Source organism: Acidisphaera sp. S103 (assembly GCF_009765975.1).
In the GTDB taxonomy this organism is placed as follows: domain Bacteria; phylum Pseudomonadota; class Alphaproteobacteria; order Acetobacterales; family Acetobacteraceae; genus Rhodopila.
Map to the genome: position 1 here is coordinate 114,514 of NZ_LMUJ01000036.1, position 14,029 is coordinate 128,542.

General features: G+C 63.0%; 14 protein-coding genes. 8 read left to right on the forward strand and 6 right to left on the reverse strand.

Features of this window, described 5'->3' with window-relative positions; translation table 11 throughout:
• Positions 1-222 precede the first annotated feature (222 nt).
• Both GSQ89_RS39150 and GSQ89_RS08945 read left to right on the forward strand, forming a co-directional pair.
• Positions 223-519 carry a hypothetical protein gene (locus GSQ89_RS39150; RefSeq protein ID WP_254073129.1) on the forward strand — a complete coding sequence of 99 codons (297 nt, stop codon included), beginning with the start codon at positions 223-225 and terminating at the stop codon, positions 517-519.
• Positions 512-886 (forward strand): GxxExxY protein, encoded by a 375-nt coding sequence (locus tag GSQ89_RS08945; RefSeq protein ID WP_158924135.1) that lies wholly within the window; start codon positions 512-514, stop codon positions 884-886. The genes GSQ89_RS39150 and GSQ89_RS08945 overlap by 8 nt, the downstream gene beginning before the upstream one ends.
• A gap of 285 nt (positions 887-1,171) precedes the next feature.
• Here the strand turns inward: GSQ89_RS08945 and GSQ89_RS08950 are convergent, their stop codons facing one another.
• A complete protein-coding gene (locus GSQ89_RS08950) occupies positions 1,172-2,149 on the reverse strand; it encodes a DUF2891 domain-containing protein (protein WP_158924137.1) in 978 nt (325 codons plus the stop codon).
• Positions 2,150-2,414: 265 nt separating this feature from the next.
• Between GSQ89_RS08950 and GSQ89_RS08955 the strand changes: the two genes are divergently transcribed.
• From GSQ89_RS08955 to GSQ89_RS08965, 3 genes are all read left to right on the forward strand, one after another.
• Positions 2,415-3,890 carry a trypsin-like peptidase domain-containing protein gene (locus GSQ89_RS08955; protein ID WP_158924139.1) on the forward strand — a complete coding sequence of 492 codons (1,476 nt, stop codon included), beginning with the start codon at positions 2,415-2,417 and terminating at the stop codon, positions 3,888-3,890.
• 344 nt (positions 3,891-4,234) lie between these two features.
• Positions 4,235-4,897 carry an O-methyltransferase gene (locus GSQ89_RS08960; RefSeq protein ID WP_158924141.1) on the forward strand — a complete coding sequence of 221 codons (663 nt, stop codon included), beginning with the start codon at positions 4,235-4,237 and terminating at the stop codon, positions 4,895-4,897.
• 76 nt (positions 4,898-4,973) lie between these two features.
• Entirely contained in the window at positions 4,974-5,717 is a 744-nt protein-coding gene (locus GSQ89_RS08965; RefSeq protein ID WP_158924143.1) for a GNAT family N-acetyltransferase, read from the forward strand.
• Between the two features lie 86 nt (positions 5,718-5,803).
• Here GSQ89_RS08965 and GSQ89_RS08970 read toward each other — a convergent pair whose 3' ends face one another.
• Positions 5,804-6,193: a cupin domain-containing protein gene (locus GSQ89_RS08970; RefSeq protein WP_216856077.1), complete on the reverse strand. Its 390-nt coding sequence runs from the start codon at positions 6,191-6,193 to the stop codon at positions 5,804-5,806.
• Positions 6,194-6,641: 448 nt separating this feature from the next.
• On the opposite strand from GSQ89_RS08970, the gene GSQ89_RS08975 reads away from it, so the two are divergent.
• Positions 6,642-7,919, forward strand: a complete 1,278-nt coding sequence (locus GSQ89_RS08975) for an MFS transporter (protein WP_158924145.1) — start codon at positions 6,642-6,644, stop codon at positions 7,917-7,919.
• A 102-nt stretch (positions 7,920-8,021) separates the two neighbouring features.
• Entirely contained in the window at positions 8,022-8,348 is a 327-nt protein-coding gene (locus GSQ89_RS08980) for a hypothetical protein (RefSeq protein ID WP_158924147.1), read from the forward strand.
• Positions 8,349-8,450: 102 nt separating this feature from the next.
• Here the strand turns inward: GSQ89_RS08980 and GSQ89_RS08985 are convergent, their stop codons facing one another.
• Entirely contained in the window at positions 8,451-9,224 is a 774-nt protein-coding gene (locus GSQ89_RS08985) for an SDR family NAD(P)-dependent oxidoreductase (RefSeq protein ID WP_158924150.1), read from the reverse strand.
• 136 nt (positions 9,225-9,360) lie between these two features.
• On the opposite strand from GSQ89_RS08985, the gene GSQ89_RS08990 reads away from it, so the two are divergent.
• A complete protein-coding gene (locus tag GSQ89_RS08990) occupies positions 9,361-10,590 on the forward strand; it encodes a hypothetical protein (RefSeq protein ID WP_158924153.1) in 1,230 nt (409 codons plus the stop codon).
• Positions 10,591-10,742: 152 nt separating this feature from the next.
• Here the strand turns inward: GSQ89_RS08990 and GSQ89_RS08995 are convergent, their stop codons facing one another.
• Genes GSQ89_RS08995 through GSQ89_RS09005 form a run of 3 tightly spaced genes read right to left on the reverse strand, consistent with a single transcriptional unit; the run spans position 10,743 to position 14,029 of the window.
• Positions 10,743-11,924 (reverse strand): enoyl-CoA hydratase/isomerase family protein, encoded by a 1,182-nt coding sequence (locus GSQ89_RS08995; protein WP_254073130.1) that lies wholly within the window; start codon positions 11,922-11,924, stop codon positions 10,743-10,745.
• A gap of 5 nt (positions 11,925-11,929) precedes the next feature.
• Positions 11,930-13,216: a phenylacetate--CoA ligase PaaK gene (gene paaK, locus GSQ89_RS09000; RefSeq protein ID WP_254073131.1), complete on the reverse strand. Its 1,287-nt coding sequence runs from the start codon at positions 13,214-13,216 to the stop codon at positions 11,930-11,932.
• Between the two features lie 24 nt (positions 13,217-13,240).
• Positions 13,241-14,029, reverse strand: a complete 789-nt coding sequence (locus GSQ89_RS09005; RefSeq protein ID WP_158924157.1) for a carboxylesterase — start codon at positions 14,027-14,029, stop codon at positions 13,241-13,243.

Below are 14,029 nucleotides of genomic sequence, written 5' to 3' on the forward strand. Positions count from 1 at the left end.
TCTGTTGATTCGGCGGGAACATGATGTTCGGCGGGGGTAAGGTCAAGTCGCGCCTGTAACCGGAGGGCGGAAAGATGCTTGGCGCGAGGGTTCCGGCGCGCCGTTTGGCCTTTACGAGACGATGCGAGGCCCGAAAACCAAATGCTTCGATAAGTTTTGCGTGGCCGCTCCCGCACGGATTTCGCGCGGGACGCGGCAGTGCGTGCGGCGGAGGACGTGCTGATGGAAACCACTTTCCTGCGCATGAGCCAGGATGGTTTTGCCGAGCCGGGACGATCCTTTGGTGCTGTTTCGGTCTATTCCGGATATCGAGGTGTCATTGTAGGCGGCTGCATTGAAGCTGCCGCAATAATTGACGGCGGCATTGCCGATCTTCAGCCGCGTGCCTTCCGGGCGTGCTCATCCTGGCCGTGTCAGCCTGGCGTGCGTGGAAAATTCGTGCCGATTCATGATTTGGTAATTCTCTTCACGGAGAACGACGGAGGATCACGAAGCGCCACGGAGGGCGGCTATGCTTGAACATCGCGACCTGACCGAACGGGTCATCGGATTGGCGATCGAGGTTCACCGAACGGTAGGGCCGGGGCTTCTGGAAGCGGTCTACGAGACCGGCCTGTGCGTCGAACTTAAGCTGGCCGGCATTCCTTTTCGGCGTCAGGTCAATATTCCTGTTGTTTACAAAGGTACGTCAATCTCGCTCGGATTTCGGGCGGATATTGTGGTCGCGGATGCGGTGATTCTGGAGATCAAAGGCGTCGCGGCCCTTATCCCGGCACACGAAGCGCAAATTTTGACCTATCTGCGTATGAGCCACGTCCGCGTCGGCCTGCTGTTGAATTTTCACGCGCCTCGCCTGAAAGACGGTTTACTGCGCTTCATCGTGTGAGGCGTGATGCCCTCCGTGGCTTTTCGTGGTCCTCCGTCTCCCTTCGTGCAAAAATTCGCGGAGTAGCGTCAAAGTACCAACGCGGGCCGAATCGTTGAAACGAAGATGCAAACCCCAATGAAATTGGCTACGCGGCAGCCCGGGTGGAGCGTCTTCTTTTGCCATCGACAGCATCGGTCGGCCCGGCCCCATAGGGGCGCCGGTCTGCTCCGATTCGACTCATGCTTTGCAATCCACTGTCCAGAGAGGCGTCGATTCTCTCTCAGCACGTGGTCGATAAGCGGATTATCCTCCACCCAACGCCAGCACCGCAAAACTGCACAGCCAGTGCTCGCCCATGTAGTCGCCACCGACATGCGGCAAGCTGGCATCGACGTGAGCCTGGGCTGTCCGCCGTATCGCCTCCGGATCGGGGGTGAACGCCGCCAGCGCCTGCCAGCACCATGCCCGGCTCAGGTTCAGCCCATCCAGATGCGCGATCTTCCCGTCGCTCCGGTCGCTGACGATCGCCGGCGTGAACAGACTGGCCGGCAACCCCTGGCCCACCTGAGGCAGGAATCCGGCGAACCACCCGCGGAATTCCGCATCGGGCAGCGCCGCGCGCATGCATTCCGCCTCGATCAGCGTGGGCGACAGGAACTCGTCTCCACCCGGCTCCCACGCCTGGCAACCGGCGTCCCCGGCATACCAACGCCGAACCGTGTCCGTCAGCAACGCCCGCAGCGCCGAGTCCGGATAATCCAGCGCCAGCCGAACCGCGAACGCGGTGTTCGTATGCACCCCGGCCCTGATCGGGTACGTCGCCAACGGCAGGAACGCCATGAACCTGGCCGCGAAAGCACGGGCCAGCGGTTGCAGCGCCGCCGCCCAGGCCCGTCCCTCCGGCGTCTCATGCAATGCCAGTTCCGCCGCCAGCTTCAGCAGCCACGCCCAGCCGTACGGCCGCTCGAACCCCCGAGACGCCGGCCGATCGAGATACGCACACTCCGCCGCCACAAGGTCCGGCACCAGATGCGCGTCGAACAACGCGCGGATTGCCCCGGCGCGCGGCATCCCCGGAAACCGCCGGTACAAATTCGCCAGCATCCAATAGCCATGCACGCAGGAATGCCAGTCGAAGCTACCGTAGAACACCGGATGCAGGTCCCGAGGGCCGCGCACATCCTGGGGTCCGGCCAGCACGTGGTCCAGCTTGTTGGGGTATTCGCGGGTGACGTGCCCCAACGCAATCCCGGCAAACGCATGGGCAAGATCTTGTTCCATCGACCACCGACCCGAAAGTATTGTCCGCCCCATCATAAGGGCCGCCCAAGCCGCAGGGCGAATCACGCGGCCCGCGACCAGCAATTCTCATCTGGCCCTGCAGGCCACGCCCAGTCCCAAATTATCATTGCGACGCTAAGGCCTTCCGAAGCCTCCTGTGGCAGAAGGAGAACTGCTGGCACGCAACACCACCGATGGTTCATCCTATCCACGCGTTAAAACGGCCGTTATCATGACCGCGCGACCAGATCGGAGCACGATGACAATGACCCGACATCAGGCCTCTCTTCGCCATCTTCTTGCGGCTGCCATGATCGCCACCCTGATGATCGGTGCGGCGGCCCTTCCCGCGCGAGCCGATGACGCCGCCATGAACGAATCCCAAATCATCCACCGTCTGTTGCCGACCGTGGTCAACATCCACGTCCAGAAGGTAGAGGCGGTCACGCCGCCCACCGCCGCGGCCGCCACCGTCGACGCACCCGCCACGGATTCCGCGAAACTGGCATCCGAGGGCGCCACGACCATCAAGGGCTATGTCGGTTCCGGCTTCATCATCGATCCGTCCGGCTTGATCGTGACCAACTATCACGTCGTGGACGGTGCCTACCTGATCGTCGTCACGCTGTCCGACGGCACGCGGCTGGAGGGCACGGTGACCAGCGCGTCGAAGCTCGCCGACCTGGCGCTGGTGCAGGTGAAGGCGGATCATCCTTTACCGGCGGCGCATTGGGGCGACAGCGACACGCTGCAGGTCGGCGACCAGGTCTTCGCCGCCGGCAATCCGTTCGGACTGGGTCTTACGGTGACTGGCGGCATCGTCAGTGCGCTCAATCGGAACATCATGAACTCGCCGTATGACGACCTGATCCAGACCGACGCCACGTTGAATCACGGCAATTCCGGCGGCCCGCTGTTCGACATGCAGGGCAATGTGATCGGAGTCGATTCGACGATCATCTCACCCACCACAGGTTCGGTCGGCCTGGGTTTCGCCATCCCGTCGAACAGTGCCCACTTCGTGGTCGACCAGTTGCGGACCTATGGCTGGGTCCACCCCGGTTGGATCGGCGTGAAGGTCCAGACGATGACGGACGAAATCGCCGCCGCCATGGGCTTGGCCCAATCCGAGGGTTCCGTGGTGTCGTGGGTGCTGTCGGGTGGACCGGCGATGAAGGCCGGCCTGCAGGTCCGCGATGTCATTTTGCAATTCGACGGCAGGACACCCAGCGACGAACGAGCGCTGCTGCGCGCCATCGCCCATACCTCCGCGGGCGTTGCGACGTCGATAGTGGTACTGCGCGACGGCAAGCGGCTCACGCTTCCGCTCACCGTTGACGCATGGCCTCGCAATCAGTGGGAGGCACTGGACGCGCCAGCCCCGATCCTGCGACCGAACAACCCTGTTCCACCCCATCTCGGCCTGACGCTGGCGCCGATCTTACCGGCGGACAAAACCAAGCTTGGGTTGGTGGATGATCTCAAGGGCGTCCAGGTGACGAACGTCGTAAAGGATTCCGATCCGGCGACCCGCGGCATGACCGCCGGAGACGTCATTCTGCGCGTGCAGGACAAGCCGGTTACCACGCCGGCCGAGGTCTGGGCCGGCGTCGACGCGGTGCGCGCCGAGAAGCGCGATTTTGTCATGATGCTGATCTACCCCAAGGTGCGTACTGTGCCAGGCCCGGAATGGGTGGCGCTGCGGCTGGTTGCAAAGGACAAGATCGCTTCGGGCGGCTAGCGCGTGATGACCGGACGCGGAATCGCCGAGGTCTGAATTACGCGATCAAACAAAGAGTTATACCAACCGTCGTTGACGTCGGCGCTTCATTCCCGTCATAGCCCGGCGTGTCCGGGCCATCTGGTCCAGCACGGGCGGCGATTGGTGGTCAGGACAAGCCGAGCCATGACGGTAGGGGTAGTACGTCAGAAGCAATGCCAATTGTTACTGGATCTGGACGGCTGAGCGAAAGCAAAGTCATCCTGCTCTAAACACGGCCGGCTGGCCTGTGCGCGACAGTTTCTGGCCGGACATCGACGCAAGGCCAGTTCTATCGTGCCGGCGATCATCAGGAGCCGACTGCCATGGGCATTCTTCACGATCCGGAACTGGAACAATTGCTGGCTGCCCTGCACGCCAGAAGCGACGCGCAGATCCCGGTGATCGCCGGCTACACTGCCCAGCAGGCAACACCCGATGAGATGAAGGACTTCCGCCGCGACAAACTGGTCGCGCTCGACCGCGACAAAGCGGAATTTTGCTACCAGCTCTGCCGAGCGTCCGACGCCCGGCGGATCGTCGAAATCGGCACCTCTTACGGGGTTTCGACCCTGTATCTCGCCGCCGCCGTGCGCGACAACATCCGAACCAACGGCGGCGCCGGCACGGTCATCGGCACCGAATACGAGCCCGAAAAGGCCGCCGCCGCGCGCGCTCATTTCGCCCAGGCGGGCCTGAGCCAGTTAATCGATCTGCGTGAAGGCGACCTGCGCGAGACTCTGAAGCAGATCGACGGTCCCGTGGACTTCGTGCTGGTAGACATCTGGATCGCCATGGCTCGGCCGGCACTGGAACGGGTGGCCCAGCACCTGCGGCCCGGCGCCATCGTCGTCTGCGACAACACCGAACAGCATCGCGAGGCTTACGCCGACTATTTCGCCTTCCTGAACGACCCCGCCAACCGCTTTCGCACGATGACCCTGCCGTTCGGCGGCGGCTTCGAACTGTCGGTGCGCTGCCCGGCTTGAAAGAGGTCAATCGGACCAGCCCAACAGAACCAATCGGACCTTTCCAGTCAGCCCATTTAAACTGACAAATCCAGTCATGCCCGACGCCCTTGAACAGCCCTACCCACGCCCGCCTTCAGGACGCCCCGTTCCCAACCCACCACCCGGGCTGGTCCCGGCTCGCACCATACTGTCCGGCCGGCATATCCAATGGGAGCCGCTAAACCCGTCCGTTCATGCCGCGGACCTCTACCAGGCTGGCCACGGTTCGCCGGAGGCATTGCGGGTCTGGGACTATCTGCCTGCCGGACCATGGCCGGATCAGCCGTCTTTCCTGGCATGGCTGAAAACCCAGGCCGCCGCCTTCGACCCCATCCGGTTCGCGCTGCGGTCCCATGCGAGCGGAACGGTCGCCGGAATGGCCGGCTACCTCGACATCCGTCCGTTGGATGGCGTCATTGAGATCGGCGGCATCTGGTTCGCCCCGGCGCTACAGCGAACCCGCGCGGCCACCGAGGCGCTTTTGCTTCTGCTGTCCTATGCCATGGACGACCTCGGCTATCGCCGCATGCAGTGGCGCTGCAACGCGCTCAACCTCAAATCGCGCAACGCCGCGCGCCGCCTGGGCTTCCGGTTTGAGGGCGTATTCTACAATCACATGGTCACCAAGGGCCGCAATCGCGACACCGCCTGGTATTCCATCCTGGACGACGAGTGGCCCGAAGTCCGAGCGATCATCAAAACCTGGCTCGACGACGCCAATTTCGACCCCGCCGGCAACGCCCGCCACTCACTGTCCGAGGCGATGCAGCGGCGTCCGCCAACGGCTTCCGGACGCTGATCCTGCCGATTGGCTGTGGCTTCGAAATGCGTCAGCCTGGGGGAGCCGCGACCGTCAGCTGATGCTCATTGGCAACCTCGACAAGTTTAGCGATATCCGGCTTCTCGGGCGAGATCGCGCGGTGCACATCGGTGAAAATGCGATGCCGCCTCGCGCGACGTCATGGAAATCATCTCCCCACCGCCCTTGCCGAAGCGGAGCCAGTGTGTCGTTCCGGCTGGCAGATGCACCAGCGTGCCCGGGACGGCGATCATGTCCTCGGCACCGACGCCGAACGCGATATCGCCCTTCACCACGTAGAAGGATTCATCCCACGGGTGGCTGTGAGGCGGCGGCCCGCTGCCTTCGGGACCCGCCTGACGAAAAATCTCATAACTGCCGGTTTGTGCACCCGACGCGAGAACCGTGATTTTCTCGCCGACGACGTCTAACGGATCCGGCGCGGTTGCCGGGGTGACAACGAATGCTGCGCGCATGGAACTCCCCCTGTATATTTGTCCGACATTTACCCAACGGGCGGCCGATCCACCCATCTGGGCAGTAGGTCAGGGCGTGGTGGTTTCACGATATAGTCTGGCGTCATTCCGACTATAATACATCCTTATGGTAACCGCCGCTACGATTCATGCCATCATGACTGTAAGTCATAATGCCGCGTACTTTGGAGGGGCGGCAAAAGGATTACAGTAGATTGGGGATTATTGGCTCGGATCGCGAAGACAATCGATAACTCGATCGTGATCTTTTGTAAGGGGCCCGTCTGCATCCATCGGCAAACCATGCTTCGACGCGGCGCCAAGAATTAGAGTAAGAAGCGGCAGCGCGATGCGGTGAAGTCCCGCCGCGCTGGTGACCCCACAATGATGGGTTCGCGCCGCCGAAGTGCGTCCAAACAATCTAAAAAAAGAGACGGGAGAACGCTTCATGTCAGCGACAGCCGCCAATACAGTTCCGATTCCGTGGTGGAAAGAACCAACCAAGGATCAATGGCTCGCCTGGGTCGCCGCCTGGCTCGGATGGACCCTCGATGCCTTCGATTTCACCATCTTCCTGCTGCTGATGGTGCCGATTTCCAAGACCTTCGGCGTGCCGCTGACCGAGGTTGCCGTCGTCTTCACTCTGACCCTGTGGATGCGCCTGGTCGGCGCCACCGCCTCCGGCTGGGTCTCCGACCGGATCGGCCGCAAAAAGCCGTTGATGATCTCGATCGCCTGGTTCTCGGTCTGTAACCTCTTGGCCGGCTTGGCACCGAGCTTCTTGCTGCTGTTGCTGTTCCGCACGGCCCTGGGCATCGGCATGGGCGCCGAATGGCCGGCCGGTGCCGCGCTGGCAATGGAAACGTGGCCGCAACGTTCACGCGGCTTCATGGGATCGGTCCTGCAAGGCTCCTGGGGTTTGGGAGCGCTGCTCTCCAGCGCAGCCTACGCCTTGCTCTATGACTCCATCGGCTGGCGCGGCCTGTTGCTGATCGGCGTGCTGCCCGCTTTGGTGATTGTCTACATCCGTAAATACGTCAAAGAACCGCCGGTGTGGATCGAAAACCGGCGCAAGCAACGCGAGGAGAACCGCGAGTTCCGCACACCTCTGTTCAGCATTTTCAAACCGGCCGTGCTCGGCAATACCCTCACGGCGTGCTGGATGATGGCCAGCGCGTTCGTCGTCGGCTACTCGGTCGGCGGCATGTTCCCCTCTTACCTGCAGAGGGACCTCGGCCTTCCCACCGCCTATGTCGCCCTGCCGATCATGCTGCAGAGCCTGATGTTCTTCCTCTCGGCAATCCTCTGGGGCTGGTTCTCCGACCGTTATGGCCGGCGGCTGACTCTCATCATCACCGCTCTCGTAACGATTCCGATTGCGCCATTCTATCTTCTGACCACCAACTATACGATGATCGTCATATTCTTCACGTTGCAAGGTTGGTTTGGTGGCGGTGGCATGCACACGCAATGGCCGCATTACCTGTCCGAACGCTTCCCGACCGAGGTGCGGGCGACAGCCACCGGATTCTGCTATCATCAGGGCGCGATCTTCGGCGGCCTGGTGGGGCCGGTGCTGGCTTACTTCGCCACCAGTTGGCACATGGGCTTCGCGATACCGATGATGATCGGCACCACCGTCGCCGCCGGTTCGGTGTTCATCGCGATGTTGTTCAGCCCCGAAACGAAGGGCACGCAGCTGGTTGCGGATATTCAGCTGGCGTGATGACAGCCGCCCCGCCTGCATCCCCGCGAATGCGGCTTGCAGGCGGGATTCGGCATGGCCTAACGTGCAGTCAGAGCGCGTTAGGTCTTGCTGAGGTACTCGATGTCTGACCCCGTGTTGCGTGTGTCCATCCTACGGTGTGACGCGACGAAGTTCGCGCTGTTGCAAAGGATGATGTTGGACGCCGAGGCATCCCTTCGGCCCGGCATCGAGGCAATGCCAGGGCTGCTCTCCTTCTACGCCGGCGCGGATGAGGCAACACTGTCGCTGATCAATACCAGTGTTTGGGACACGCTGGACCACGCCAGGCAACTTGATACCTTCCAGCCCATGCTGGATGCGGGAAAGCGATTTGTCGCCGAAGGCGCGACGTTCCAGCGCCCGATCATGCACTACACCTCACTGTGGCATTTTGGCCAACGCACATAAGCCTGGTATAGTCCTTTGCCTTTGGCCATCCGGCTCGCCCCCCGCCGTCCGCTGCCCGAAGCAACGCAACGGCGGGACCCGAACCAGCAACCGCCGCCAACGTCACCCCCGATAAATCGGAGCCCCCGACGGCGCCCCGGTCAGCCCGCCATCCACCACGATCTCCGCCGCGGTGATGTTCGTCGCATCGTCCGATGCCAGAAACAAAATCGTATTGGCAATCTCCGCCACCTCACTGATCCGCCCGCTCGGTACCGCCCGCACCATCGCGGGCTCCATCTCCGCCAGCGCATTCGGCCCACGCCCGAACCGAGACCAGATCGGCGTCCGCGTCGCCCCCGGCACCACCACGTTCACCCGAACCCCGGCCGTCGCCAGTTCCGACGCCAACACCCGCCCCAGAGAGCTCACCGCACCCTTGCTGGCGGCGTAGGCGGCATAACCCGGCATACCCAGCACCGCATGCACCGACCCGATCAGCACCACCGACGCCCCCTGGCGCAAATACGGCGCCGCCGCCTGCACCGTCAGGAACACCCCGGTGACATTGGTGGTCAATATCCGTCCAAACTGCTCCGCCGAGGTGCCGCCTACCGGTGTCCCACCGGCGATCCCCGCATTCGCCACCACGATATCCAGATGACCGAACGCTTCGCCCGCCGCGCGGATCGCCGCCTCATTGGCCGCCGCATCCATGATGTCCGCGCGAAACGCCAACGCATTCGGCCCCAGACTGGCGACAGCCTCATCCAGCGTCGCCTGGTCGCGCCCGGTGATCGCCACCTTCGCCCCTTGCTCGACGAAAACCCGAGCGGTCGCCAGCCCGATCCCGCTGTTGCCGCCTGTGATCAAGGCCGCTTTACCGTCCAGTCGCATGAAAGTCTCCCTAGGTTGCATGACAATATCAACCTCAGAGTGGGGATCAAGATTGCATAATGCAACCCACAAACGCTCTTGACCCGTCCGCCCACACGCCCGAATTGTCCACCCCAGACATGCCGGAGCAAGCCACGTGACCCCGATCCCGGTTCCCGAACCCGATATGACCCCCGAACGTCTGTGGGAACGCGCCATCGCCCTGCGCCCCCTGCTGCGAGCGCAGCAAGATGAGGCCGACGAACTCGGCACCTACTCCCCGGACGTGCACGAAGCCTTCCGCCAGGCCGGCTTCTACCGTGTCACCCAGCCCCGCCTGTTCGGCGGCTATGAATTTGAACTGCGAACCAACTACCGCCTGATCGTCGAGATCGCCCGAGGCCACCCCGCCGCCGGCTGGTGTCTGTCCCTAGGCGGCTCCCACGCCTACGTCGTCGGCTCGCACTGGCCCGAGCAGGCCCAACGAGAACTGTTCGGCACCGACGGCCACTTCATCGCCCCGCACCGCCCGGCCACCATGGGCACCCTGAAACCGGTGGACGGCGGCTACATCCTGAACGGCCAGTGGAACTATTGCTCCGGCATTCCCTACGCGACACACCTGCTGTGCGGCGCCACGCTGGACGGGGCAGGGGACCCGCGCCAGGTGGTGGTGCCGCGGGCGTCGTTCGAGGTCCTCGACGACTGGGGCGGCGATCGCACCCTGGGCATGCGCGCCAGCGGTTCCCACAGCGCCCGCATCCGAGACGCCTTCGTCCCCGAACACATGGTGATCCGCCTCGACTGGATGGGCGCCCGCCCCGACGGCCTGGAGAACGGCACGGCCGGCACCCGCCTGCACGGCAACCCGATGTATCTCGGCCGCATGATGGGACCATATCATTGCTCTCTGGTATCGGTGGTGGTTGGCGCCGCCTGGGCCGCACTGGACGAATTCGAAACGCTGATGCTGCGCAACCGTTCCTTGGCCGATCCAACCCTGCTATGGGCCGACCACCCCGACTACCTGCGCCCATTCGGTCTTGCCATGTCAATGACCGAGGCCGCCGAAACGATCTTATACGGCGTAGCCGACCGCTACATGGCCCACTGCCGCGCCTGGGACCGCGACCGTACCCCCTTCACCGTCGAGGACAATTTGCGCCTATGGGCACTCGCCCAACAAGCCGGAGGCCTGGCCCGCCAGGCGGTGGAACTGCTGTTCCAAAACTCCCTGTCCGCCCCAACAAAAAAAGGCAGCCGCCTGGACCGCTACTACCGAGACGTGGCGATGTACAACTCCCACGTCTCGGCTCTACAGAACAACCAGGCGACCTACGTAGCCCGCGCCCATTTCGGCCGCCCAACCGGCTTCCGGGGCCTATGACACCGCCCGCGTGTCCACTCCCGTCCCGTCCCGCCGCGCCCGTCCCGCCGCGCCCGCCACCCGTAGTCGCCTGTCATCCGACGCCGCCCAATCCCCCCGCGTCATGGCCGGCGCAGGCCGGCCATCCACGCCTTTGAGCAGACGACGTCTCCTCAAACCGCCCGGTTCCCCGCCCCCCAATTCTCCTCCAAATTCCGCACCAACGCCGGACTAAAGTGGCAGGACGCCTGTTCCCGAGCGTAAACCGCGCAATACCGCCGGAACAAATCCAACGGTTCCACCGCTACCCGCAACGCCCGCCGGTTCCCAATCGCCCCCACCGCCCCAGAACTGGTCAGCAACGCCACCGTATCTTCAATCGCCTCATCCATCCCCCCATCCGGGATGATTTCATCACAAAGCAAACGACCCTCGGCACTATCACTCTCAATCCGCCGCTCCGCCTGAATCAACTGCCGTGCCAGCCGATCCCCGGTAAACCGAGCCAACCGCAAATTGGCCGCCCCCGGAATAATACCTTCCTTCCGAGCAGGCAACGTAATGAACGACCCGCGCGTCGCAAGAACATAGTCCATGGCAAGCAAAATCTGGCAGTGCCCGCCAATAGCCCACCCCTCGACCGCCGCGATCCACGGCTTCTCCCGCGCCACGCCATTCACATCATCCGGCAGCACGTCCGGTGTCGCCACACCACGGAAATACTTGTGCATGAAACCAAGTTCCCGTTGCAGATACCACACGAACGGGATCGAGCCATGATACAGATGCGTCAGATTAATGCCGCTGCCAAAGATCCGCCGCCCAGCATACTTGGCATGCTGCACCGGTTGCCCCCGCAACACCGCAATATCCGTCCCGGGATCGAGTATCGCCACATCGACCCCGATTTCCATCGCCTCGATGGTCCCCTGATCCTCCGCATTCAAATACCGAGGATTACTGCTCAACAAATGCGCCGCCCGCCCGTGCCGTTCCACCCGAACCGCCCCCAGATCGACGAACCCCTGAGCATCCAGTGCCGCCAACGCCACCGCCGTCTCCGGCCGAGGCAGCAACATCGCATGACACAGATGCGTGCCACACCGAGGATTCGCCAGGATATGCGCCAGCAGCAGGCTCTGATCGACCTCAATCCCCTCCTTATCCTTCAGCTTTCGCCCCGCTTCCTCCGCCAGCGCCGCCCGTGTCGGCACCAGCCCTGGATACGCATCGGCAGCCCGCAGCACCAACTCCTCGACCCGCACGAACCGAGTCAATCCGTTGGTCAAACGATCATACACCGACTCCACATGATCGCGCAGGAACGCCATCCGTTCGGAACGATTGGCCAGCATCGGCATCACCCTTTCGGTCGAAGATCCACCACCCGTTTCGCCTTGCCCTGGGATCGTTCCAGCGTCCCCGGTTCCACCGCCCGCACTTTCGTCGTAACGCCGGCAAACACCTTGATCTGATGTTCCGCCCGCCGCTCGATCTCCGCCCGTTCGGCGTCACCCAGAGCAGCCCGCGTCTCCACCACCACATCGAGCTCATCCAGGCTGCCCGGCCGCCGCAGTTCCAGCACATAATGCGGCGCCAGCTTCGCGTCCTTCGCCAGCACCGTCTCGATCGCCGAGGGAAACACATTCACCCCCCGGATGATCAGCATATCGTCACTACGCCCGCCAATACGATCCATCCGCCGCATCGGCCGGTTCGCCGGCGGCAACAAACGAGTCAGATCGCGCGTGCGATAGCGAACCAGAGGCATGCCTTCCTTGGTCAGCGTGGTAAAAACCAGCTCCCCCATGTCTCCGTCCGCGACCGGCTGGCCGGTGGCCGGATCGATGATCTCCGGAAAGAAATGATCTTCCCAAATCGTCAGTGCGCCCTTTGAATCAGCGCACTCCTGCGCCACACCCGGCCCCATGACCTCCGACAACCCGTAAACATCCAGCGCCTCCAGCCCCAGCCGCCGCTCCAGTTCGGCACGCATCCCTTCACCCCAAGGTTCCGCGCCGAAAATACCCAGCCGAAGACTACATGCGCGCGCATCGATCCCCTGCCGATCGAACTCGTCGGCAATCGCCAACAGATAGGACGGCGTGACCATGATAATATCAGGCGTGAAGTCGTTGATGATCTGCACCTGCCGTTCGGTGAACCCGCCACTCACCGGAATGACCGCCGCGCCCAAATATTCGCCGCCGTAATGCGCGCCCAGGCCGCCGGTGAACAACCCGTACCCATATGCCACATGGATCTTGTCCGAAGCCCGTCCGCCCGCCGCCCGAATAGACCGAGCCATCAGCAACGACCACACCTCGATGTCGTTCTTCGTGTAACCACAAACCGTCGGCTTCCCCGTCGTTCCGCTGGACGCATGGATGCGCACGATCCGGTCCATCGGCACCGCAAACATCCCAAACGGATAGTTCTGCCGCAGGTCTTCCTTGGCCGTCAGCGGAAACCGGCTGATATCTTCCAACCGCCGCAGATCGTCCGGATGCACGCCGGCCGCATCGAACCGAGACCGATAATGCGGCACCTGCTCATATGCCCGCCGCACCACATCCCGCATGCGATCCAACTGCAAGGCTCGCAGTTCATCGACGCTTGCGGTCTCGATCGACTCGACGCCTCCCATGACTGTTCCCTCCACGTGCATCCTCTATCGCATTGGCAGCGTCCTCAGCCACGCCAGCGCCGGTTCGATCCCCGCGTCGGGCGTGCCGAGATGGACTGCGCTGACATGTGCCATGTGGTTCAGGTTGTTCGCCGGCAGCGTCGCGAACCAGGCATCCGCATTGCCCTGCGAGCGATCGTCATCGCCGGCGACCCACAGCACCGGCACCGTTATCTTCGGAAGACTGCGCGGGAACACCGCGGGACCCTCGGGGTCAGTAAAACTCAGGAAAATCGCGGCGGTGGTGTAAACCGTGAAGTGGTTGCCATTATTGGTCGCGGTAAAGCGCGCTCGGTCGTTACCATGGCCGTTCGAGACCATCTGCCGCGCCTGAGTTACGCTCTCCTGCACGCTCTGATTACGGACCAGACCTTGGGGATTGCCCGCCGGGGCCAACGCGATGACGCCGGCGATGTCGGGATGGGTCGACGCATATGTCAGCGCCGCATTGCCACCTTCACTCTGACCGGCGATGACGATGCGACGGGCGCCCATCGCCCGCAATTTCCCAGCAGCGGCGTCGATGTCATGCAGGCAGTCGGGGAAGGGGGCGTCATAAATGCGGTTGCGTGACCAGCACATTTCCGGCGCCTGGACCGCGTAGCCGGCATTCTTCAACGCCATTTCAAAGCGGGACGTGACGATGCTTCCCGGCAGGCCCTGAGTGCCATGCAACACGACGACGCCGATATCGCTTCCGGCCCAAACCGGCCCCGCGATCCCCGCGGCCAGCACAGACGTCAGGATGGTTCGCCGCCGAAAATGCCCGGCCAT

Coding starts and splice junctions, on each gene's coding strand:
- GSQ89_RS39150 (WP_254073129.1), top strand. CDS start 223: ATGGAAACCACTTTCCTGCGCATGAGCCAGGATGGTTTTGCCGAGCCG.
- GSQ89_RS08945 (WP_158924135.1), top strand. CDS start 512: ATGCTTGAACATCGCGACCTGACCGAACGGGTCATCGGATTGGCGATC.
- GSQ89_RS08950 (WP_158924137.1), bottom strand. CDS start 2,149: ATGGAACAAGATCTTGCCCATGCGTTTGCCGGGATTGCGTTGGGGCAC.
- GSQ89_RS08955 (WP_158924139.1), top strand. CDS start 2,415: ATGACCCGACATCAGGCCTCTCTTCGCCATCTTCTTGCGGCTGCCATG.
- GSQ89_RS08960 (WP_158924141.1), top strand. CDS start 4,235: ATGGGCATTCTTCACGATCCGGAACTGGAACAATTGCTGGCTGCCCTG.
- GSQ89_RS08965 (WP_158924143.1), top strand. CDS start 4,974: ATGCCCGACGCCCTTGAACAGCCCTACCCACGCCCGCCTTCAGGACGC.
- GSQ89_RS08970 (WP_216856077.1), bottom strand. CDS start 6,193: ATGCGCGCAGCATTCGTTGTCACCCCGGCAACCGCGCCGGATCCGTTA.
- GSQ89_RS08975 (WP_158924145.1), top strand. CDS start 6,642: ATGTCAGCGACAGCCGCCAATACAGTTCCGATTCCGTGGTGGAAAGAA.
- GSQ89_RS08980 (WP_158924147.1), top strand. CDS start 8,022: ATGTCTGACCCCGTGTTGCGTGTGTCCATCCTACGGTGTGACGCGACG.
- GSQ89_RS08985 (WP_158924150.1), bottom strand. CDS start 9,224: ATGCGACTGGACGGTAAAGCGGCCTTGATCACAGGCGGCAACAGCGGG.
- GSQ89_RS08995 (WP_254073130.1), bottom strand. CDS start 11,924: ATGCTGGCCAATCGTTCCGAACGGATGGCGTTCCTGCGCGATCATGTG.
- paaK (WP_254073131.1), bottom strand. CDS start 13,216: ATGGGAGGCGTCGAGTCGATCGAGACCGCAAGCGTCGATGAACTGCGA.
- GSQ89_RS09005 (WP_158924157.1), bottom strand. CDS start 14,029: ATGGCCGGGCATTTTCGGCGGCGAACCATCCTGACGTCTGTGCTGGCC.